Origin of the sequence: Segatella copri, from assembly GCF_009494835.1 — a bacterium.
GTDB lineage: Bacteria > Bacteroidota > Bacteroidia > Bacteroidales > Bacteroidaceae > Prevotella > Prevotella copri_F.
In genome coordinates, this window is sequence record NZ_VZBE01000020.1 from 1 (window position 1) to 21,912 (window position 21,912).

15 protein-coding genes are annotated in these 21,912 nt (G+C 45.7%); 7 read left to right on the forward strand and 8 right to left on the reverse strand.

The window, feature by feature from the left end; translation table 11 throughout:
* Positions 1 to 298: 298 nt before the first annotated feature.
* Positions 299 to 964, forward strand: a complete 666-nt coding sequence (locus F7D47_RS03610) for a B3/B4 domain-containing protein (protein WP_153084804.1) — start codon at positions 299 to 301, stop codon at positions 962 to 964.
* A 484-nt stretch (positions 965 to 1,448) separates the two neighbouring features.
* Here F7D47_RS03610 and F7D47_RS03615 read toward each other — a convergent pair whose 3' ends face one another.
* The 4 genes from F7D47_RS03615 to F7D47_RS03630 all read right to left on the reverse strand — a co-directional run bounded on the left by F7D47_RS03615 (position 1,449) and on the right by F7D47_RS03630 (position 8,008).
* On the reverse strand, positions 1,449 to 2,030 hold the full coding sequence (locus tag F7D47_RS03615; protein ID WP_153084805.1) for a lipid-binding protein: 582 nt from the start codon (positions 2,028 to 2,030) through the stop codon (positions 1,449 to 1,451).
* Positions 2,031 to 2,058: 28 nt separating this feature from the next.
* Positions 2,059 to 3,654: a SusD/RagB family nutrient-binding outer membrane lipoprotein gene (locus tag F7D47_RS03620; protein WP_153084806.1), complete on the reverse strand. Its 1,596-nt coding sequence runs from the start codon at positions 3,652 to 3,654 to the stop codon at positions 2,059 to 2,061.
* A gap of 18 nt (positions 3,655 to 3,672) precedes the next feature.
* Positions 3,673 to 6,798: a SusC/RagA family TonB-linked outer membrane protein gene (locus F7D47_RS03625; RefSeq protein WP_367383166.1), complete on the reverse strand. Its 3,126-nt coding sequence runs from the start codon at positions 6,796 to 6,798 to the stop codon at positions 3,673 to 3,675.
* 418 nt (positions 6,799 to 7,216) lie between these two features.
* On the reverse strand, positions 7,217 to 8,008 hold the full coding sequence (locus tag F7D47_RS03630) for a Cof-type HAD-IIB family hydrolase (RefSeq protein WP_153072854.1): 792 nt from the start codon (positions 8,006 to 8,008) through the stop codon (positions 7,217 to 7,219).
* A gap of 222 nt (positions 8,009 to 8,230) precedes the next feature.
* Between F7D47_RS03630 and F7D47_RS03635 the strand changes: the two genes are divergently transcribed.
* The 5 genes from F7D47_RS03635 (at position 8,231) to F7D47_RS03655 (ending at position 14,249) form a co-directional block, all read left to right on the forward strand.
* Entirely contained in the window at positions 8,231 to 9,130 is a 900-nt protein-coding gene (locus F7D47_RS03635) for a FimB/Mfa2 family fimbrial subunit (protein ID WP_153084807.1), read from the forward strand.
* A 165-nt stretch (positions 9,131 to 9,295) separates the two neighbouring features.
* On the forward strand, positions 9,296 to 10,804 hold the full coding sequence (locus F7D47_RS03640; protein WP_153084808.1) for a TolC family protein: 1,509 nt from the start codon (positions 9,296 to 9,298) through the stop codon (positions 10,802 to 10,804).
* 33 nt (positions 10,805 to 10,837) lie between these two features.
* On the forward strand, positions 10,838 to 11,821 hold the full coding sequence (locus F7D47_RS03645) for an HlyD family secretion protein (protein ID WP_153084809.1): 984 nt from the start codon (positions 10,838 to 10,840) through the stop codon (positions 11,819 to 11,821).
* A 5-nt stretch (positions 11,822 to 11,826) separates the two neighbouring features.
* Positions 11,827 to 12,990, forward strand: coding sequence for an ABC transporter permease (locus tag F7D47_RS03650; protein WP_153084810.1), 1,164 nt, complete (start codon positions 11,827 to 11,829; stop codon positions 12,988 to 12,990).
* The gene (locus F7D47_RS03655; RefSeq protein WP_153084811.1) at positions 12,990 to 14,249 is read left to right on the forward strand and encodes an ABC transporter permease; all 1,260 of its coding nucleotides are present in this window, start codon (positions 12,990 to 12,992) and stop codon (positions 14,247 to 14,249) included. The genes F7D47_RS03650 and F7D47_RS03655 overlap by 1 nt, the downstream gene beginning before the upstream one ends.
* A 189-nt stretch (positions 14,250 to 14,438) precedes the next feature.
* On the opposite strand, the gene F7D47_RS03660 is transcribed toward F7D47_RS03655, so the two are convergent.
* Complete coding sequence (locus F7D47_RS03660) at positions 14,439 to 15,539, reverse strand: Mrp/NBP35 family ATP-binding protein (protein ID WP_022120906.1); 1,101 nt, start codon at positions 15,537 to 15,539, stop codon at positions 14,439 to 14,441.
* 169 nt (positions 15,540 to 15,708) lie between these two features.
* Here F7D47_RS03660 and F7D47_RS03665 point away from each other — a divergent pair, with 169 nt between their 5' ends.
* Positions 15,709 to 17,841, forward strand: a complete 2,133-nt coding sequence (locus F7D47_RS03665; protein WP_153084812.1) for a glycosyl hydrolase 115 family protein — start codon at positions 15,709 to 15,711, stop codon at positions 17,839 to 17,841.
* A 528-nt stretch (positions 17,842 to 18,369) separates the two neighbouring features.
* Here the strand turns inward: F7D47_RS03665 and F7D47_RS03670 are convergent.
* The 3 genes from F7D47_RS03670 to F7D47_RS03680 form a co-directional block, all read right to left on the reverse strand.
* On the reverse strand, positions 18,370 to 19,386 hold the full coding sequence (locus tag F7D47_RS03670) for a branched-chain amino acid aminotransferase (protein WP_153079366.1): 1,017 nt from the start codon (positions 19,384 to 19,386) through the stop codon (positions 18,370 to 18,372).
* A gap of 312 nt (positions 19,387 to 19,698) precedes the next feature.
* Positions 19,699 to 20,589, reverse strand: coding sequence for a carbohydrate kinase family protein (locus F7D47_RS03675; protein ID WP_153084813.1), 891 nt, complete (start codon positions 20,587 to 20,589; stop codon positions 19,699 to 19,701).
* Positions 20,590 to 20,617: 28 nt separating this feature from the next.
* Entirely contained in the window at positions 20,618 to 21,769 is a 1,152-nt protein-coding gene (locus F7D47_RS03680) for an MFS transporter (protein WP_153095742.1), read from the reverse strand.
* Positions 21,770 to 21,912: the final 143 nt, after the last annotated feature.

The window sequence follows — 21,912 nt, forward strand, 5'->3', positions numbered from 1 at the left end:
AACCGCTTCTTGTACTACTTGTCTGTTTATGTAAAATCTTTCAAAGAACTCTTTCTTTAGTTGCTAAGAGAAACCGTATTTCTCAAAAGCGAGTGCAAAAGTACTAACTATTTTCCATTCCACCAAATCTTTTCGCAAAAAAGTTGCTTTTTAGTCAAATATTTAACAGTCGTAAACATTTAAGCTATTTTTACACCTTATTATATATATAAATAGACTGAACTTTTGGCTATTCCAATATTTCTTCGTACTTTTGCCCTATCAATCAGTTAGGTTTAACAGAAAACGGAAATTCATCATGAAAATTATTGTATCAGAAGAAATCGAATCGGTATGTCCCACCTTTGTGGGAGCATGCGTGGAAGCCAATGTGGTAAACACCCCTTATTGTCAGGAACTTTGGGATGAAATCAATGCCCTCGGTGAGAAATACAGACAGACACTGAACACGGAATCGCTGAAAGAGATGAGTGGAATTGCCGCCACCCGAAAGGTGTACCGTGCCTGCGGCAAGGATCCATCTCGCTACCGTCCTGCATCAGAAGCCCTTATCCGCAGAATGCTGCAGGTCAAGGAACTCTACCAGAGAGATACGCTGGTGGATCTGGTGAATCTGGCGAGCATAGCCTACGGCTACAGCATCGGCGGATTTGATGCAGACAAGTTTGAAGGCGACACCCTGACCCTGGGCGTAGGCAAAGCCGGCGAACCATACGAAGGCATCGGCAGAGGCATGATTAATATAGAAGGTCTACCTGTTTACAGAGACAAGACAGGTGGCGTAGGAACCCCGACCAGCGACAACGAGCGAACCAAAATGAGTATTGACACCACCCATCTAGTGGTTCTCATCAACGGATATGACGGAGACGAACAGCACGTTCGCGAGAATGCCGAATACATTATCCAGCTTCTGAAGAAATATTGCCAGAGTGATGGAGGCAGCTACTTCATCTACAAATAAAGAGGATGTGTCATAAGTTTATGATTCACCCTCTTCTTGTCGTTGGTAAATATGGGTTATGTTGCTGGAAGAGATAGGATATGTTGCTGAAAGAGATAGGATATGTTGTTGGAAGAGATAGGTCATATTGCTGGAAGAGATAGGATATGTTGTTGAGACAGTCAGTATCTTCGATCGCACAACAGCTGTTGTGCGCTTGCATAACAGCTGATATGCGCATGCACAACACCTGTTGTGCATGCGGTAGTCAACTGTTATACACCAACTATTATCCAGACTTATGACACACCCTCATTAACCAAGAAATCTCTCTTATAAATTCAAAAAGGGGACTGGCCACCGCCAGTCCCCAAGACGAGAGAGATATAAGTGTTGACTTTGTCAACAACGAGGCAAATCACTTTGCCTTATATCTTTAATATTATTCCTAGACAATACCATTAGAAACATCATCTAGGAATAATTCATGTATAGCAAAAGTATATTACTTATTATCCTCAGCCCAACCAGTAGACTTAAATCCTGTTACTCTATAATGATATCCAGGCTGGTCAGAACGGGAATAGGTGAAACTGATCGCATCTGTCACAGTACCAGATACAGTAGTATAAGTATTATGACCACACTTACCGCTAACAGTTACCTTGTCGGTAGCTGTAGCAGAGTTACCAATGAAATCATCCACATTCTCACCACCGAAAGTATAAGAACTCATATCAATAGATACCTTAGCATTGATGGCGTAAGCTGCCTTAGAGGCAGCTGAGCCTACACGAATCCACGCCTTATCCTTATCATAATCGGTAGTATTGCTGAGATAGGCATAGAGAACGCCCTCATTGGTTCCTGTACCATCAGTCTTAAAGATGAATTCAGCATCTGTTGGATTAGAAGCCCAATACTCTGCATCTGTCTTAGAAGCATCATAACCTCTCTCCACATTGATTCTATACTCACCACCAACAGGAGCAATAGGAGTATAATCGATATCGAAATCGTCTCCCTCAGAGCATGCAGTAAACAATGCTACGAAAACAAAGCTCAAAAAATATAATATTTTCTTCATGACTTTTCGTTTATTACATTAATAATCATTACTTCTCCCACCAAAGTTTCTTGGTCAGCGAGTTTCCATTCTCTTCTACATACTTGGCAGCAGCAGAGTTATACAATGTAGTAGCTGTAGGATAAAGCAATCGCATAGGATACTCACCGGCATTCATATTGCTAGCACCTGGATCAACCAAATTACCTAAAACATAACCATCAGACAATTCACGCTGCAAAGCAGTTGTTGATTTACGAACAGTAATATTAGCCTGAACCTCAGGAATACCCAAACGGTTACGGGTCATCCAACCATCATAAGCATTCGCACCAGCATAAGTTACCCAATACTGCATGGCGATACTATGAAGCATATCGGCCTTATCAAACTTGTAAGCACCATCAACGAATGCTGTACCATCAAATCCCCAACGGCTGAAGCCAGCAAGAACACCCTTATTATAATATTCCTCTGCCTTTTCAGTATTACCCAGACGAGCATAAGCCTCAGCAATCATCAATTCGCATTCAGCCTCGTTCATCAGATAGACAGCATCATCATAAGCCTGTTTCATACGAGAAGACTTAGAGATTCCAATACCACCATCTGTAGTTTCATCAGTAGTTGGCTTATCTCCGCAAGGAAGGCCCTCGTAGCATTCATCCATGTGAGCTATCAGTTCCTCATCAGAAGAATAGCCGAGAGTATTTTTGGCATTAGCAGTTACCTCATATAACTTGATGATACGAGGATCCTTCTTATCCAATAGATACTCTAAGAAAGTATGGCAAGCACGAATATTCTCAGTAGTATTCAACTGACGGATATTAAACTCATAAAGAGGATTGCCCTTATTAGTACCATCTTCCCAATTTACCCAAGCACAATCCTGCTCCAAAAGACCACCTGAACTAAGTAAAGCCTGAATATCAGATTTATGAGCGTCGAAGTCTTTGAGATACATCTTCAACTTCAAACTCTTTGCAAAGCCTGCCCAGCTATCCATACTGCCTCCCAAGAAACAGTCAGCAGTTCCTAAAGGTGAAGCTTTTTCTGCAGCTTTAGCATCATCGAGTTTGGCAATGGCAGCATCCAGCATCTCCAGAATACCCGGATATACTACGTTTTTGCTATCATCAAATGCAGCATGTGGATTGTTTTCGACATCAAGAGCACCTGTAAACGGAATATCACCATAAGTATCAGTCAATACCAAGAAATTATAGGCCTGAAGAACCTTGGCAACCATCCAATAGTTCCAAGCCTTACTTTCTTCAGCAGAAGCCAAAGCCAGCTTTAAATCTTCCAGACTGTTGGCATATGTATTCTGCCAAATCGTAGTAACAGGAGGAATTGAACCTGATGTTGTTACAGCATAATTAGACAATGTATTATACTGGTTTGTACTATTACCCTGTGTTACATACTGGCACCAAAAGTCACCAGTAATTTGCTGATAAAGACCACTGACAGCTACGATAGAACCTTCGGCAGCCGGAAGCAACTGCTTGTAGGAAGCTGTAGAAGGATAGTTTGGGTTGTAGTTGATATCCAAATAGCCAGAATCGCTACAAGAAGTAACAGTACCCATTGTCAAGACAGCTCCCAGCAATGCTGCGCTTAAAAATTTATATCTTTTCATATAAGAAATCTCCTTTAATTAAAATACAACCTTCAAGTTAATACCATAGTTGCGAGTTGACACAGAACCCATAGTCTCACCAAACTCAGAACTGATATCATTACCAAAGTTAGAAGACTCAGGGTCGATATAATTCTGATGCTTTGGAGTGATGAGCAACAAGTTGTGACCAACGAGACTCAAAGACAACTTCTGCATCTTCAATGCACTTGTGATTGTCTTAGGAAAATCGTATGTCAAAGCCAACTCACGGAGTTTGAAGTAAGAACGGCTTACAACGAAATCACGACGCACCTCCGGGTTGTAGCTATAGTTACCCTGAACATAATTCATATAATTGGAAGTTACAGGAATATTATTCTCAACATACTCTCCACCAACAATCTTTACAGAATGAGGATAAACAAAAGCATCACGCTCATTGAATACGGTCTCTGTAGAGTTACCATTGAAGTGAGTAATATAAGATGTCTCAGAATACATCAATCCACCCTTATGCCAGTCGCCCGTTGCAGCAAGACTCAAGTTCTTCCACTTCAGATGTGTGGTGAAGCCCATTACGAAATCTGGCTGAGAAGAACCGAGATAATCATAATCTGTAGTACTAGACTGCAAGAAACCATTACCATTTACGATTCTATAACCATAATATGGACTGTTTTTATCTGTTACCTTCTGTGTTGCTGGCAACTTGAAGATACCGATAGGCTCACCAACCTTCAATACGTAAGATACACCACGCATAGAAGAATACAAACCAGTACTTGTAGTACCTACAGGAATGGTATATTCATCAAGACCATCCCAAAGTTCCTTCACCTTACTCCAGTTCTTAGCGTATGTAGCACCTACACTCCACTCCCAATCCTTAGTACGGATAGGAGTAAAATTAACCATCGCCTCAATACCCTTGTTCTGAAGTTTACCTACATTACGGGTGTTAGAAGTATAGCCTGTCTCAGGAGCCAAAGTAGCAGAGATAATCTGATTTTTGGTTGTACGATCATAGTAAGCCACATCGAAGCTCAAACGGTTGCCAAAGAATGTACCGCTCAAACCAAGCTCATACTCAGTTGTAATCTCAGGCTTCAATGACTTATTTGGCAAACGGTTATACTCTGTCAAACCAGAAACACCGGAAATTGGCAAATATGTATAATAAGACTGGAATGGACGATAATATGAATTAGTCATATATACATCAGCATCATTACCTGTCTGACCTATAGCTGCACGAACCTTCAACAAGTCGATTTGCTTGACATTCTTCAAAGCAGGAATAGCCTGATTCAGAAGCACAGACACATTGGCACCGCCATAGAAGAAGCTGTTATCACCCATAGGAAGAGTAGAAGACCAGTCGTTACGGGCAGAAAGGTTCAGGAAAGCCCAATCCTTATAACCCAATTCAACCTGTCCCAAGAGACCCAACAATCTTCTATTCCATGAGTCAGTATCAGTAATCGAATAGGAAGATGTATTACTCAAGGAATTCCAACCTGGAATATCCAACTGCTCATTATAACCACCTACATTATCATAGTTTCTCTGATTCAAGTTCCAACCTAAGGTTGCACCTACCGAGAAATCACCGAAAGTATGATTGCCGGTCAGCAAGAGGCTGGCGTCAATCTGTCCGCGCTGAGAACGATACTTAGAATAGTAACCCTGGTTACCTACAGTTGTACCATTACCAGTTGCCTGATAAGAACCCTCGGTATAAATAATACGTGGTTCGATGCGCTCGGTCTTATAATTGGTATAATCACCACCGAAACGGCCAATTACTTTGATATCCTTGGTAATATCGTATGACAACTCCAGCTTACCATAAATACGGTCGTCCTGGTAAGTAGAATAGTAGTTATCTACCATATAATATGGGTTGGTAGCATACAATGTATAGTAGTTATCTACATTGTTTCGCTCAAGGTTGTAATCCTTCATATCTGTGAAACGAACATCAGAAGCACCCTGAAGCAACTCCATATACATATCACGAGAACGGCGCATATCCTTGCGAACATAGTTCAGGGACATGTCCAGATGGAATCTGTCGATATTGGCGTAACCACGGAGTGAGAAGGTATTACGATGATATGTATCACCATCATTAGGAGTAATACCATTAGAACTTACATTACCGTAAGATGCAACAATACCTACTTTTTCATCACCATAGCGGAGAGATACGTTGTTGTTCCATTCCTTACCTACCTGATAGAAGTCACGGATATTGTTCTTAACATAAGAAAAAGGCTTGGTTAAAGTCTCGCCGTTAGAAAGACCGGTAGAACCATACCAGTGCTCACGACCATCGAGACGAGGTCCCCAAGAACCGTTCTCCTCATTAGACCAGGAACCCCAACCTTGACCAAAGAGATTCTGAGTCATTGGCACACGGAGCACATCAGTAAATGTCAAAGAACCATCGTAAGTGATAGAAGCCTTCTTGTCACCCTGTGGCTTCTTTGTAGTAATCATGATAACACCATTGGCTGCACGGGAACCATAAAGAGCGGTAGCAGAAGCACCCTTCAATACAGTTACCGATTCAATATCCTCTGGGTTGATGTCGCCTGCACCACTACCAAAGTCAACAGAGTTATCACCCAAACGGTCATTGTTGATAGGCACACCATCAACAATATACAATGGGTTGTTGCTAGAAACAGAAGAAATACCACGAATTACGACTTTCTGAGAGGTACCTGTAACACCACCACCAGAAATCTGCACACCAGCCATCTTACCCTGAAGACCACTCATCAGGGAACCAGACTTAGCAACAGTCAACTCAGAAGCGTTGGCTGTACTGGCAGCATAACCCAAAGTTTTCTCTGAACGTTTCATACCCAAGGCAGTAACAACTACCTCGTCAAGATTTCTTGCATCAGAAGCCAAAATGATCTTCATCTTAGCAGATGCTTTCATTGTTTTAGTCTGCATGCCGAGGTAACTGATTTCCAAGACAGCATCCTTGCTGGCATTAGGAAGCGTAAAATTACCATCGACATCAGTCGCCGTTCCAGTTTTAGTTCCTACAATTCTAACTGATGCACCAATAACCGGTTCACCGTCTTCCTGAGAAACAACCTTACCTGTAACAGTAGTTTGAGCGAGGGCTATTCCTGTTGAAAGAATAAGCCCCCCCCATGAGCATGGTCAATCTTTTTACCATAATTCTCTCTCTTAAAAATTAAACAACTTACAAATATCGGGTGCAAAGATACATACTTTTTGCTAATTAAACAAATTTTTAGTAAACAATTTGATGTAAAATACCAACTTTATGGTACTTTATGTATATTTTTCGTATATTTTATTACTTTTCGTAAGCATTTATAGCGACTATTATCCCAAAACGTAAATAACGAGAAAAAACTGAATACAAAAGGGAGGTTTAAAAACAGAAAGGCAAACACGCCATTTATTACAACAAATGACACGTTTGCCTTTATTATTTTATCAAAATGAAACTCGCCTATCAAAAAGGCTTCATCAGGATTACACCTTATTATATATAGGGAGTTATGAAAAAAAAGTCAATAACGCTGGGAATTTAAATCACGCCAAAATGGAGGAGCGCATTCTTAACACCATCTTCATCCACATGAGTCGTAATGTAATCGGCTACCTGCTTGAGATTATCTCCCGCATTGCCCATCGCAACACCGGTGCCTGCCTCCCGGACAATGGAAATATCATTGCCGCCATCGCCGAAAGCCATGGTTTCCTCTATGTTCAAACCCAGATAATCAGCCATTGCATGCAAGCCCTTGCCTTTATCAGCATCAGCAGCCGTAATATCCGTAAAGGCAGGATGCCATCTGCCCGAGGTGCAGTTGCGGAGCGTAGGCATCAGGAGCGCCTCCTGCTCTACCGAACAGAAAGGAGTAACCTGCAGAACCTGCTCATCTCCCAGTTCATTCACATCGGTCAGGAAGATTTCGCAATCCACTCCCAGTCCCTTGGCAAAGATTTCATAAACCTCGTCAGTATAATGATGGATAGCGAGATGATGCTCTCCTACGACGATTGCCGGATAATCATCACGGTCGGCTGCCTCGATAATCTTCTTTACATCTTCAGGAAGGATGGCGTGCTGGCTCACCACCTTATCGCCTACAAAACAGCGGGCTCCATTGGTGGTGATGTAACCGTCGATGAGATGTTCTATCTGACCGAGGTTGTTGATGATGAGTTGCGGACGACCGGTAGAAATATACACCTCTACCCCATTCTTCTTAGCCTGCTCCAAGGCATCTACCGTGCTCTGCGGAATCTTGTGGGTCTTGAAACTCACCAGGGTGCCGTCAATATCGAAAAACAATGCTTTTATCTTCTTATCCATACCAATATCTTCTATACCTTATTATAAATATAATGCAAAATCGGCTCTGTAAGTACAGAAAAACCGATGCAAAAATACGAAAAAACAGATAAATGACAAAAAATATAAAGATTTATTAGATTTTACTTGCATCGAAAAGAGAAAAAACGTATATTTGCCACATCTTTATGCCCGAGGAAACTCCGAGATAACGCATAGAGCAACTAGTAAATAAGAACGGTTATGAGTAAGAAGCCCTATCGGTTACTGGCATCCCTGTTGCTGATGCTCGTAGCGACGCTTACTTCATGCGAGAAGTTTTCGATTGACGAAACAACCGGAAAATCACGTGAGGCAAACGCCAATGTAACTATCCATGTGCAGAAAGTAGAAAACACCAATCTGTTGACGACCAAAGCTGCCGACAAGCAGATGGCTCTGAGCGATGTGTGCACCAGACTGACGTTTGCCATCTTTGACGGAGAGGAGAAACTGGAGTCGGCGAACCAGCTTTCTACCGACAACGGGTTCGGAACTGCCCATGTGAGTCTGGACGAAGGAGAATACCGCCTCGTGGTAATTGCCCATAACGGAAAGGGAAACTGCTCTATCAGCGCACCCGAGAAAGTAAAGTTTGCGAGCAACAAACTTACCGACACCTTTTATTATTACGGCAGGTTGAGCGTAAACGAAGAGGGCGCCACCACAGACATCAACCTGAGGCGAGCAGTTGGCGCCTTCAAGGTACATATTACCGACGAAACCATTCCCGAAGAAATCAGGAGCATCAAGTTCTATTATACCGGCGGCAGCAGCACCCTGGATGCAACCACCGGATTCGGCTGCGTGAACAGCCGTCAGACCGAGAATTTCAGTATGAAAGATGGCGGCAGAGACTTTACCGTCTACACCTTTCCACATGAAGAAGAGAAGAACATCAAGATGAGTATCAGCTTTCTGGATGCCGATGCAAAGGTGGTAAAGAGTTTTGAAAAAGCCGATTTGAAAATCCATCAGAACAAGGCAGCCTATACCGAGATTTCCATTGCTGACGGATTCGGTGGCGGAGACGACAGTACGGGTGGTGGAATAGGCATTACCGTAGACCCTACCTGGGGCGAGACAGAACGGGTGAATTTCTAAGAAACAGACGATTAAGGGATTACGGAAAACCAGAAGGTATGTTCTATTTTTCCACAATGCAATATATTTTTTGATTCTTAAAGATTTGATAAACAAAATTTCTTTGTCATTTAAGAATAATTCCATAATTTTGCATCCAATATTATATAATATTATAAACAAAGGATGAAAAAATATATAACTCTTATCATGCTGATGGGAGCATTGATTCCTGCCGGGGCTCAGGCACAAACGCTGAGCCTTGACAGTTGCCGTGCCATGGCGCTGCGCAATAACAAGCAGCTCAATGCCTCGAAGCTCAAGAAAGACGTGGCGTACAACATGAAGAAATCGGCACGTACCAAATATCTTCCTAAAGTAGATGCTTTAGGCGGTTACGAATGGTTCAGCAGGGAGATTTCGCTGCTGAACGACGGTCAGAAATCAACATTCAGCAATATCGGCTCTACCGTTACCGGAGGAATATCGGGAGGAGCCAGCAATCTGATGAGCCAACTTGTAAGTCAGGGAATGATTACCCCGGAGATAGCGCAGCAGATAGGCGGACTGATGAATGAGAAACTGGGACCCCTGCAGCAGCAAGGCAATGCGCTGGGAGAGAAACTGGTAGATGCTTTCCGCACCGACACACGCAATATCTGGGCAGGAAGCGTGATGGTTCGCCAACCTATCTATATGGGTGGAGCCATCATTGCAGCCAACAAGATTGCCGACATCGGAGAGCAGATTGCCGAGAATGATCTCGACCAGCAGACCCAGAGCACGCTCTACAGCATAGACCAGGCTTACTGGCTCGCCGTTTCGCTGAAGCAGAAGCAGAAACTCGCCATCAGCTACCGCGACCTCGTAAAGAAACTGAACGAGGATGTTCATAAGATGATTCAGCAGGGAGTAGCCACCAAGGCAGACGGACTGAAGGTAGACGTGAAAGTGAACGAGGCTGAGATGCAGATTACCCAGGCAGAAGACGGGCTCGCCCTGTCGAAGATGCTGCTCTGCCAGCTCTGCGGCATTCCGATGAACCAGGAAATCACACTTGCCGATGAAGATAAGGAAACCCTGGCTTTATCAGGAACTCCTGTTGACACCGAGCAGCAGAAAGTGGCAGCACAGGATTCGGCGATGAACACCCGTCCGGAACTCCGCATGCTGCAGAATGCACTCGACATCTCTAAAGAAGCTACCAATATGGTTCGCGCCATCAATCTGCCTCACGTCATGCTGACAGGCGGCTACATGATTTCGAACCCGAACGTATTCAATGGTTTCCAAAAGAAGTTTACCGGTGTCTGGAACGTAGGCGTGATGGTTCATGTTCCGGTATGGAACTGGTTTGACGGCGCCTACAAGGTGAGAGCCGCCAAGGCTGCCAGCAATATCGCCCAGATGAACCTGGATGATACAAGAGAGAAGATTCATCTGCAGATTACCCAAAGCCAGTTTAAGGTAAAGGAAGCCCAAAAGAAGCTCAACATGGCAATGAAGAATATCGCCAGTGCCGAAGAGAACCTGAGATGCGCCAACCTCGGTTTCAAGGAAGGCGTGATGGAGGTTACCGACGTGATGGCTGCACAGACTGCCTGGCAGAAAGCACAGAGCCAGAAGATTGATGCAGAAATCGACGTGAAGCAGACTCAGGTTGGACTGAACAAGGCGCTCGGTATCCTGCAGTAATAATAATAACAAATTTAAATTCAGATTAAGGAAATGTCTAAGAAATCACAGCATAACAACATATTGCTCGCTGTAATCGGTTTTACAGCAGTAGTCATTCTCGTAGGCGTCATCGGTTTCTTCACTTTGGAACAGAAGGATGACACCATTCAGGGCGAGGTAGAAGTATCAGAATACAGAGTATCCTGCAAACTGCCGGGGCGCGTAGTAGAACTCCGCGTTCAGGAAGGCGATTACGTTCATGTGGGCGATACACTCGCCATCCTCGAAGTGCCGGAAATGAAATCGCAGGAACAGATGCTCCAGGCTACCAACGCTGCAGCCGAGGCGATGAAGGACCTGACGGATGCAGGTGCACGCAAGGAGCAGATTCAGGGCGCTTACCAGTTGGTTCAGCAGGCTGAAGCTGCCGCAACCATCGCCAAGAAGACCTACAACCGCATGCAGAACCTCTTCAACGAGGGTGTAATCAGCGGTCAGAAGCGCGATGAGGCTTACGCAGCCTACAAGGCTACAGAGGCTCAGGTGGCTGCTGCCAGAAGTCAGTACGATATGGCGAAGAATGGAGCCCGCGAACAGGAGAAGCGCATGGCTGCCAACAACACCCAGGCTTCGAAGAGCGCTGTGGATGTAGTGAAGAATCTTCTGAAAGAAACCGTTCAGATTGCCCAGTGCGAGGGCGAGGTAAGCAATGTCTATCCTAAGGTAGGCGAGCTGGTAGGTCTCGGCTCTCCTATCATGAGCATCTCTATCATGAGCGATATGTGGGGAACCTTCAATGTTCGCGAAGATCATCTCAAGGGTCTGAACAAGGGCGATGAGTTCACCGCTTACGTTCCTGCCTTCAACAAGGACATCAAGATGAAGGTTTACTACCTGAAAGACCAGGGCTCTTACGCTACCTGGAAGGCAACCAAGGATAATGGCGACTACGACCGCAAGACATTCGAGGTGAAGGCACGTCCTGTCACCAAGCTGGAGGGATTGCGCCCGGGAATGTCACTCATCATTAAATAACATCTATGTTTAAGAAATTATATCATATAGCCCTCAGAGAATGCGGCATCATGTGGAAGAATCCCATTTATCTCTTCTGCATGGTCATCTTCCCCATCGTGGTGGTAATTTTCTTCACCACGCTGATGAAGGGAGGAGTGCCTACCGACATGCCTGTGGGCATAGTAGATCAGGACAACTCCGCCACATCGCGCCAGCTGGTGCATAAGCTCGATGCCTTCCAGACCACCAAGGTAGTGGCCCATTACGAGAACATGGCAGAGGCAAGACATGCTATCCAGAAGAACGAAATCTATGCCTTTATGGTGATTCCTAGCGGAACGGAGGCAGGACTGATGGCACAGAAGCAGCCTAAGATTTCATTCTATTACAGCAGCGTATCGCTGGCAGCCGGCTCCCTGCTCTTCCGCGATCTGAAAACCATCTCTACCCTGGGAGGTGCGGCGGCAGGAATGGCGAAGCTGTCGGCGCTGGGAAAGACGAACGATGAAATCATGACCTTCCTGCAGCCTATCGCCGTAGATCTGCACATGATAGGCAACCCATACGCCAACTACAACTATTATCTTTCGAGCGTAATGGTGCCGGGACTCATCATGCTGTTCATCTTCCTGATTACACCTTATTCTATAGGTACGGAACTGAAGTTCAACCGGGCAAGAGACTGGATGCGGATGGCAGGCAACAATCCTTATCTCGCCATTGCGGGTAAGATGTTGCCACAGACGCTCATCTTCCTGAGTATCTTCCTGCTGTTCGAATTCTACATCTATTATGTATTGCAGTTTCCACATCCGGGCGGCGCGCTGCCTATCATCCTGTTAGGCGTTCTGAGCGTACTCTCCTGCCAGTGTTTCGGCATCTTTGCCTTCGGGCTGATGCCTTCATTGCGCATGTCGATGAGTATCTGTTCGTTGTGGGGCGTGGTGAGTTTCTCCATCTGCGGAGCCACCTATCCGCTCTTCTCGATGGATTCACCGATCCAGTCTATCGGTCAGCTCTTCCCGATGCGCCACTATTATATGATTTACCAGATGAACATCTTCAATGGTTTCCCGATGGGCGATGCTGTGCTCCACTGGGGCGCAATGGTGCTGTTCTGTGCCCTGCCGATGCTCACTATCTGGAACATCAAGAAGGCAATGCTGGTATATAAATACTTACCGTAATGAAGAAAAGTAGTTTATTATATAAGATTATCAATGGCATCTGGGACATGTGCTACATCTGGAAGACGGAAATGCGCAATGTTTTCCGCGATGAGGGTGTGCTCATTTTCTGCATTCTGGTGCCGCTGGGTTATCCGCTGCTCTACTCTTGGATCTACAACAACGAGGTGGTGAGAGAAGTGGATACGGCGATTGTGGACCTGAGCCACAGTCACAGTTCTCGCGAGTTTATCCGCGATTATGATGCTTCACCAGATGCCAAGGCTACCTATTACTGCAACAGTCTGGACGAGGCGAAGGAACTGGTGCGCAGACAGGCGGTTCACGGAATCCTTTACTTCCCTGCCGACTTCGATACGAAGCTGAACCGGGGCGAACAGGCGCATGTGGGAGTTTACTGCGATATGAGTCTGATGCTGACCTATAAGGCGATTTATCAGACCTCGCAGGCCGTAGCCAGCCACATCAACTCGGGCATTCAGATAACACAGGCTGGAGGATTTACGGATAGAGACGACGAAATTACCACCGAGCCGCTCGCCTTTGATGAGGTTCCGATATTCAACACGACAGGAGGTTACGGAAATGCCATTCTGCCAGCTGTGCTGGTTCTTATCCTGCAGCAGACGATGCTGCTGGGCATAGGAATGTCAGCGGGAACATCAAGAGAACTCAACAGAAACCGCGAACTCATACCGGTAAGCGAGCATTATGGCGGTATTTTCCGCATTGTTTTCGGCAAGGCATTGGTTTATTTCATGGTTTATGCCGTGATGGGAATGTATCTTACGCTGGTGGTTCCCAAGCTGTTCAGTTTTGTAAGTATGGTAACGTGGACCACCATTCTCGGTTTCCTCCTTCCTTACATTCTTTCATGTGTTTTCTTCGGTCTGATGCTGTCGTGTCTGGTAAGATATCGTGAAAATGTGATGCTTCTGGTGGTATTTACCTCCGTTCCGTTGCTTTTTATGACGGGAGTTTCATGGCCATTGAGCAATATTCCGGGCTTTTGGCAAGGATTTTCGTGGGTTTTCCCATCCACTTTCGGCATCCGCGGGTTCCTCAGAATCAGCAGTATGGGTGCTTCTCTTTCAGATATTCTGCCGGAATTCAGAGCACTCTGGATTCAGACCGGTGTCTATTTCCTCGCTACCTGCCTGGTTTTCAGACAACAACTGCGCTCAGCCAGACTCAAGGCAAACCTTACTGCCGAAGTAGCAGAAGAAGAGGATGAGGCGGAAGAAATAGTTGATAGTTAAGAGTTTAGAGTTAAAAGTTTATAGCAATCTTGCTAACGGCTAAGCCCTATAAATTATAAACTTTCAACTATAAACTATAAAAAATGGGCTGTTAACTGTTAACCTGTTAACTCCTCTGATAAAAAAAGCTAGGACTGCTTGAGGGCAATCCTAGCTTTTTATTTTATATGACCTTTCCAAACAGGTCATTTACTTATGAGTACTAACAATCTTGGTTGGAGCCTTCTCGGCATTTCTGCGGTTCACCACCGTTACTACGCTTTGGGCAAGGCTGAGGAAAGCCTGACCGGTAATGGAATCAACCTTGGTAGCAGCAGGCGCACCATCATCACCACCCTCGCAGATGCTCTGAACGATAGGAATCTGGGCGAGCAGAGGCACATTCATCTCCTTGGCGAGATTCTTGCAGCCCTCCTTACCAAAGATATAATACTTGTTCTCAGGCAGCTCGGCAGGCGTAAAATAAGCCATGTTCTCGATAAGACCGAGGATAGGCACATTCACCTTATCATTCTGATACATGTCAATACCCTTTCTCGCATCGGCAAGCGCCACCTGCTGAGGCGTACTTACGATAACTGCACCCGTAATGGAAAGCGTCTGGAGCAGCGTAAGATGAATATCGCTTGTGCCAGGAGGCGTATCGAGGATAAAGTAATCCAACTCACCCCAGTCAGCATCAGCAATCAGCTGCTTCAGGGCAGAACAAGCCATTCCGCCGCGCCACAGAGTAGCCGTAGTAGGACTTACGAAGAAACCGATACTCAGGAGCTTCACGCCATATTTCTCGACAGGTTCGATGAGGTCTCTGCCGTCCTTGTGAACAGAATAAGGACGCTCCTCCTCCACACCGAACATCTTAGGCATGGAAGGACCGAAGATATCCGTATCGAGCAAGCCCACCTTGTAGCCCAACTTAGCCAGGGCGATAGCGAGATTGGCAGAAACGGTGCTCTTGCCTACTCCACCCTTACCAGAGCTCACAGCGATGACGTTCTTCACCTGTGGCAGCATCTTTCCCACCTCAGGACGAGGAGCCGACTTGAACTCAGTAACGATTTCCACCTCTACATCTTTCGAAATATGATAATGGATGGCAGCCTCAGCCGCCTTTACCGTACTCTTGAGGAAAGGATCCGTATCGCGAGGAAAGAGAAGAACCACCTTCACCTTCATACCATTGATGCTAGGCGTATCTGCCAGCATCTCGCTCTCTATGAGGTTCTTCTTGGTGCCTGGATAAATCACCGTAGCAAGCGCCTCTTCAATCAATTTTGGATATAATGTCATCATTTCTTTTTATTTATTTGGTGCAAAAGTAACAATAAATAATGTAATAAGCAAATAAAAACTAAATAATTTCAGATATTAAACACTTTTATGTATCTTTGCAAATTGCAGAAATGTGTAGTTTCAGCAAAAGCGAATCTACAACTGAACAGACAAAAACGTAAGAAAAATGAAATATAAAAAGATTATATTAGGCGTAGCCTTGGCTCTGGCCTGCTTCTCTAGCCTGAATGCCAACGCGCTGACCGAAACCAAAGTGAAGAAGACGGAAACTCAGACCGCAGCACCCAACGTTTACTGGACAGACGGCTACGGAAGAGTATCTTATACCACCAACTCTATCATTTCGCCTGTAGTGAAGATTGCCCTCAAGGAGTTTGCGGGCGATATGAAAGCCGTAACCGGATTCGATGCGAAAGAAAAATCAGGTGCTCCGATACAGATTTACCAGCTCGACCAGCTCACCAACAAGGAGTTTTCGGCAGTAGAAAAACTCGGTGCGCCGCTGCATCTTATTATCACCGCAAAGGATGCTTTCTACATCGGTACGAGGAAAGGGAAACTCATCGTTATCGGAAGCAACGCCCGCGGAACGGCTTACGCCATCATGAAACTCTCTGAGCTGGCTGGCGTTTCGCCTCTGGCGGCATGGAACGACCTACAGCCTGCTCAGCGCAAGAGCCTCTATACCCCCGTAGACCAGCAGTGGATAGAGGTTCCGAGAATAGAATTCAGAGGACTTGCCCTGAACAACAGCCAGTGGATGAAGCCGCAGAACTACAGCCGCATCGCCCGATTGATGCTGCGCCTGAGAGCCAATACGCTGTGGCAGGTAGACGGCAGGCACGAGGCTGCTTACAACAAGGCTGTGGTAGACAGTTTCGACATCTGCGTGGCGGAAAACTACAAGGTGACGGAGTTCGTGGGCAAGAAGCACAAGAAGAAACACCGCAAAACCATCGAGAATGTGAAGCTGGTATGCTCGGATGCACAGATGGAAATGAGCAATCTCTCGCCGGGCCTGCTGCTCGAAATGCTCAACAGCAAGGATTATCTGGAGAGCAAGAATGCCCAGCACGGCAAATCGCACCGCTCTGCCGCTCACAACGACGAAGACTGTGCCTGGATAGCCAACATTACCAATCCGAAGCAGTCAACCTTCCAGCTAGCCATGATGATGAACCTGGCGTGGAATAAAAACGCCCTGAAAGCAGGTTGCAAGACGTATATCCAGAACACTCTCAACGCATTCTTTGGCGCCATTACGGGCAAGAAAATCATGCCTCTGATGGAAGAATATTACCGTCTTACCAGCATCCGCCATTCCGCTTATATGGCGATGCCTTACGGCGATACTGAGTTTCATTCAGGCGAATTCGGCAACGAACTGGAGCGTTTTCTCTACCGCTACGACCTGTTGAAGGCGAAGACAGAATCCATCGAACGCATGCTGCCTCAGAACCAGAAAGACGGTTTCTTCGAGGTAGTGAAATATCCGATATTCCTGGCTGCCTTCGTAGCTGAAAAGGAGCTGGAGGCACAGGAAGCAAGACACATCGCCCGTCCGGGACTGTTTAATAAAGACGATGAGGCGAAGGCTGCAGCGGCTGTGAGCATCGATGCTTACAACAAACTGAAGCAGCTCAATGCCTACTACAGTCGCATCAGAAACGGCAAATGGAAGGATTTCATCCTTACCAACGGTGCAGAAATGCAGGCTCCGCAGATTCCGGGCACACTGCCTGCTGCCGACATCAAGCGGCTGAAAGCAGATGCCTTCGACCGCAGCAACGATCTCAAGCCGCTCTCTGTAGTTACCGGCGACATCATTGCCAAGAATGCCTACGAATGGAGCAAGGCTACCGAATCGCCGCTTGCCCAGGCTGCCGTAAAAGGAGCCGAGAAGATTACCGTCCGTCCGCTGTTAGGCCACAGCAGCAAGGCTGTGAAATTGCCGAAGGGAGCCAGTCTGAGCTATGATTTCTACTGCGACAAGAGCGGTGATGCGCGTTTCACCATCGCCGTTATTCCTTGCTTCCTCAACGCTGTAAAGAACATGAGGGTGAGTGTGAGCATAGACCGTGGCGAACCGGTAATCTGCCAGCTGAAGGAGGTTTACAACTCTAAGGACTGGAAGTTTGACCTGTGGCGCGGACAGACGCTGAAGAGCTTCTACGTTACGCTGCCTGGCGGCAGTCACAACGTAACCATCAAGGCTTTAGACGATAATGTGATGATTGACCAGTGGGTTCTGGATTACGATGTAGACAGAGAATATTACGTATTCCCAGTTGCAAAATAAGAGGCTTTTCTGCAGTTTTTCAGGCTTAAATGAAGACTGGGCTGAGGCTTAAATGAAGACCGGGCTGTGGCATAAATGAAGACGGGGCTGTGGCATAAATGATGCCGGGGCAGAGGCTTAAATGAGGGCTGTCATGAGGTTTTCACGTAGCTTTTCATGAGGCTTTTATGATGCTGAAATGTGTTAAGAATCCTAACTCATAGCTTCTTCCCCTGCAACTCTATGACTTATGCCCCGCAAAGCACATAAACGGGAAAAAAGAGCGAGGGGTTAACAGGTTAACAGTTAACACCCCAAAAATGCATGGTTCCCCCCATACACATATAAAAATAAGTATATATATATTATATTATAATAAGGTACGCGCGAGGGGGAGTATCGAAAAAACAGCTGTTAACTGTTAACTCTGTTAACCCCCAGGCATAAAAAGACATAAAAAAAGCACTCCAAGGAGCGTGAACTCCTCAAAGTGCCCTGATCATAATTATATTTCTAATATTGGTTTTTACGCAATAAAGAAGTCATTGATTACTCAATAACTACGGTTGTCCAACCATGCTTATCCTCGATGGTACCATACTGGATTCCACGGAGGGTATCATACAGGTGCTTAGAGATAGGACCTGGCTTCTCACCGAAGTTGTAGCGCTTGCCTGTATCCAAGTCATCAATGTAGCTGATAGGACTGATTACGGCAGCAGTACCGCAAGCACCAGCCTCCTCGAAAGTATCCAGCTCATCCTCAGGAATCTGACGGCGCTCCACCTTCATACCGAGGTCCTCAGCCAACTGCATCAAACTCTTGTTGGTGATAGATGGGAGGATAGATGTACTCTTAGGAGTAACGTATGTATTGTTCTTGATTCCGAAGAAGTTGGCAGCACCACACTCATCCATGTATTTCTTCTCCTTAGCATCGAGATAGAACTCGCAGGCGTAACCCTTCTCGTGAGCGATATTGTTGGCTCTGAGAGAAGCAGCATAGTTTCCACCTACCTTATAGATACCTGTTCCGAGAGGAGCAGAGCGGTCGAAATCACGGATGATGACGTATGGGTTGGTAGAGAAACCACCCTTGAAGTATGGACCTACTGGAGTTACGAAGATAAGGAAGCAATACTCCTTAGAAGGATGAACACCCACCTGAGCACTTGTACCGATGAGCAGCGGACGGATATAGAGCGTAGCACCACTCTCGTAGGTAGGAATCCACTCTTGGTTGAGGCGAACCACCTTCTTCACCATTTCCTCGAACATTTCTGTAGGCACCTCTGGCATCAGAATGCCGCGACATGTGCTCTGCAAGCGCTTAGCGTTCTCGTCCATACGGAACACGCGCACCTTACCGTCTGGGCAACGATAAGCCTTCAAGCCCTCGAATGCCTCCTGACCATAGTGCAGACAGGTTGCAGCCATGTGCAATTTCAAATACTCATCAGAGCAAACTTCTATTTCGCCCCATTTGCCGTCGCGATAGTAACAGCGAACATTGTAGTCAGTCTGGCGATAGCCAAATGACAAATTAGACCAATCTAAGTCTTTCATAACATCTATATTTTTAATGTTCTACTAATATTTTAGATGCAAAAGTACAAAATAATCTATTAATCTGCAACTCTTTTATAATATTTTTAATGAAAACGTTATCTTTTTATTCATTTCTGCCATTTTGGGGCATCATTTTACCATTTTAGGGGGTTCTTTTATTCTAATTGAGAGATTGTATTTCTGAAAATGAAAAAGCTGCACCCATTCTTCGCGAACAGGATGCAGCTTACTAACTAACATTAACTTTAAATCAACTATTCTTTAAACCTATCATCTTATATTGTTATATAACCAATAGGGGAAGCGGGGTTAACGGATGTATTCCTCAGGAATCTGAGGCATCGCTCCATTCTGGGTACAAACGTAGGCACTTACCTTTACGGCAAGTTCGTGAGCCTCTTGAATGCTCTTGCCCTTCAGGATGCTGGCACAGAATGTACCGGTAAAGCTGTCGCCTGCACCTACTGTATCAGCCACCTCAACCTTTGGAGTCTCCTGGAATGACTTCACACCCGGAGCAAAGACATAGCTGCCGTTTACACCGCAGGTCAGCACGAGCATATCGAGATTGTACTTGCCGAGAATCAACCAGCACTTGTTCTCGATATCCAAACCTGGATAACCAAAGAGACGGCCGATGGTAATCAACTCCTCATCGTTTATCTTCAACACATTGCAGCGCTTCAGACTCTCGGTAATCACCTCAGGAGTATAGAAATTCTGACGGAGATTGATGTCGAAAATCTTCAGACAATCCTCTGGAGTATGGTCGAGGAACTGATAGATGCTCTTGCGGCTAACCTCACTGCGCTGAGCCAGAGAGCCCCAGCATACGGCTCCAGCATTGGCAGCAATCTCCTTGATATCATCGGTGAATGGGATATTGTCCCAAGCCACACCCTTCTTGATATCGTATGTAGGAACACCCTCCTTGTCGAGCTGCACCTGAACGGTACCGGTAGGATAATCTACCACTGGCATCACATACTTCAACTTCTTCTCATCGAGAATGCGAAGGGCTGTTTCGCCCAAGACATCCTTACCAATCGCACTGACGGCTACAGAATGCAGACCATGCTGACCGGCATGATAAGCGAAGTTGGCAGGAGCACCGCCGAGTTGAGAACCACTAGGGAGAACGTCAAAGAGGATTTCGCCCAAACCTACACAATATTTTGTATTCAAATTCTTTGTTTCCATAACTACGTCTTAAATATATGATTGTTTATTACAACTTGCGGATATAAGTGAAGAGATAAGCGACTCCCACAGCCATGACAGCCACAGCACCCACCTGACCCATAGCATCGCTGGCAAAGCCCATAATCAAAGGGAAGACGGTACCACCGAAAAGACCCATGATCATCAGTCCACTCACCTCGTTCTTCTTATCAGGCATAGCAAGAAGTGCCTGAGAGAAAATCATGGAGAACACGTTAGAGTTGCCATATCCCACCAGGGCGATGGCGATATAAAGCATCATCTTGCTCTCGCCTACCCACATGCCTATCATACTCAGAGCCATCATCACTACGCTGATGACGAAGAAAGTGCGGGTCTTCATCATGCGGAGGAAAACGGTACCGGTGAAGCATCCGATGGTACGGAAGATGAAGTAGAGCGATGTAGCGAAGGCAGCCTCGTTCAGCGTCCATCCCAGACGCTCCATCAGAATTTTAGGAGCTGTGGTATTGGTACCCACATCAATGCCTACATGACACATGATACCGATGAAGGAAAGCAGCACGATAGGTTTGCCGAGCAACTTGAAGCACTCACCAAAACCAGACGCCTTACCCTCGTTCTTCTCCTCCTCAATAGGTGTACCTGCCAAGAAGAAGGTAGCTGCGATTCCGATAACCATATAGATTGGGAAGAGAACTCTCCAGCCCAAACCGAAGGAAGGAATGCTTGCCATGGCGCCCCACATAGCGATGTATGGAGCCAGGAAGGAAGCTATCGCCTTGACAAACTGACCGAAGGTCAATGTGGATGCAAGGTTCTGACCTGATGTCACCACAGAAACCAGTGGGTTCAGGGAGGTCTGCATCAAGGCATTTCCGATGCCGAGCAATGAGAACGACACGAGCATCAGCTCAAAGTTTTCGCCGAAAATGGGCAAAAGGAGGGAGATAACGGTAACGAGCAAAGACAGAAGTACAGTCTTCTTTCTACCTATCTTATTCATCAGGATTCCCGTAGGAACCGAGAAGATGAGAAACCAGAAGAATACCAGCGATGGGAACAGATTAGCTGTTGCATCATTGAGGTTGAGATCTTCCTTTACGTAGTTGGAGGCAATACCTACCAAATCTACAAATCCCATGGCGAAGAAACAGAGCATCACCGGGATGATTGATAACTTTGATGATTTATTCATAATTGTTAGCGTTATTGTTTCTATTTTGCTGGTGCAAAGGTAGCGATAAACGATACAATATATCATAAAATATCGTTCATCGGCTACCATTTATGTTGCATTGTTACATCAGTAACACGCTAAGAAACAATAGTGTTATAGAT

What these genes read in the sequence shown, in the direction of transcription:
- F7D47_RS03610 (WP_153084804.1), top strand. Translation starts at nt 299, where the DNA reads ATGAAAATTATTGTATCAGAAGAAATCGAATCGGTATGTCCCACCTTT.
- F7D47_RS03615 (WP_153084805.1), bottom strand. Translation starts at nt 2,030, where the DNA reads ATGAAGAAAATATTATATTTTTTGAGCTTTGTTTTCGTAGCATTGTTT.
- F7D47_RS03620 (WP_153084806.1), bottom strand. Translation starts at nt 3,654, where the DNA reads ATGAAAAGATATAAATTTTTAAGCGCAGCATTGCTGGGAGCTGTCTTG.
- F7D47_RS03630 (WP_153072854.1), bottom strand. Translation starts at nt 8,008, where the DNA reads ATGGATAAGAAGATAAAAGCATTGTTTTTCGATATTGACGGCACCCTG.
- F7D47_RS03635 (WP_153084807.1), top strand. Translation starts at nt 8,231, where the DNA reads ATGAGTAAGAAGCCCTATCGGTTACTGGCATCCCTGTTGCTGATGCTC.
- F7D47_RS03640 (WP_153084808.1), top strand. Translation starts at nt 9,296, where the DNA reads ATGAAAAAATATATAACTCTTATCATGCTGATGGGAGCATTGATTCCT.
- F7D47_RS03645 (WP_153084809.1), top strand. Translation starts at nt 10,838, where the DNA reads ATGTCTAAGAAATCACAGCATAACAACATATTGCTCGCTGTAATCGGT.
- F7D47_RS03650 (WP_153084810.1), top strand. Translation starts at nt 11,827, where the DNA reads ATGTTTAAGAAATTATATCATATAGCCCTCAGAGAATGCGGCATCATG.
- F7D47_RS03655 (WP_153084811.1), top strand. Translation starts at nt 12,990, where the DNA reads ATGAAGAAAAGTAGTTTATTATATAAGATTATCAATGGCATCTGGGAC.
- F7D47_RS03660 (WP_022120906.1), bottom strand. Translation starts at nt 15,539, where the DNA reads ATGACATTATATCCAAAATTGATTGAAGAGGCGCTTGCTACGGTGATT.
- F7D47_RS03665 (WP_153084812.1), top strand. Translation starts at nt 15,709, where the DNA reads ATGAAATATAAAAAGATTATATTAGGCGTAGCCTTGGCTCTGGCCTGC.
- F7D47_RS03670 (WP_153079366.1), bottom strand. Translation starts at nt 19,386, where the DNA reads ATGAAAGACTTAGATTGGTCTAATTTGTCATTTGGCTATCGCCAGACT.
- F7D47_RS03675 (WP_153084813.1), bottom strand. Translation starts at nt 20,589, where the DNA reads ATGGAAACAAAGAATTTGAATACAAAATATTGTGTAGGTTTGGGCGAA.
- F7D47_RS03680 (WP_153095742.1), bottom strand. Translation starts at nt 21,769, where the DNA reads ATGAATAAATCATCAAAGTTATCAATCATCCCGGTGATGCTCTGTTTC.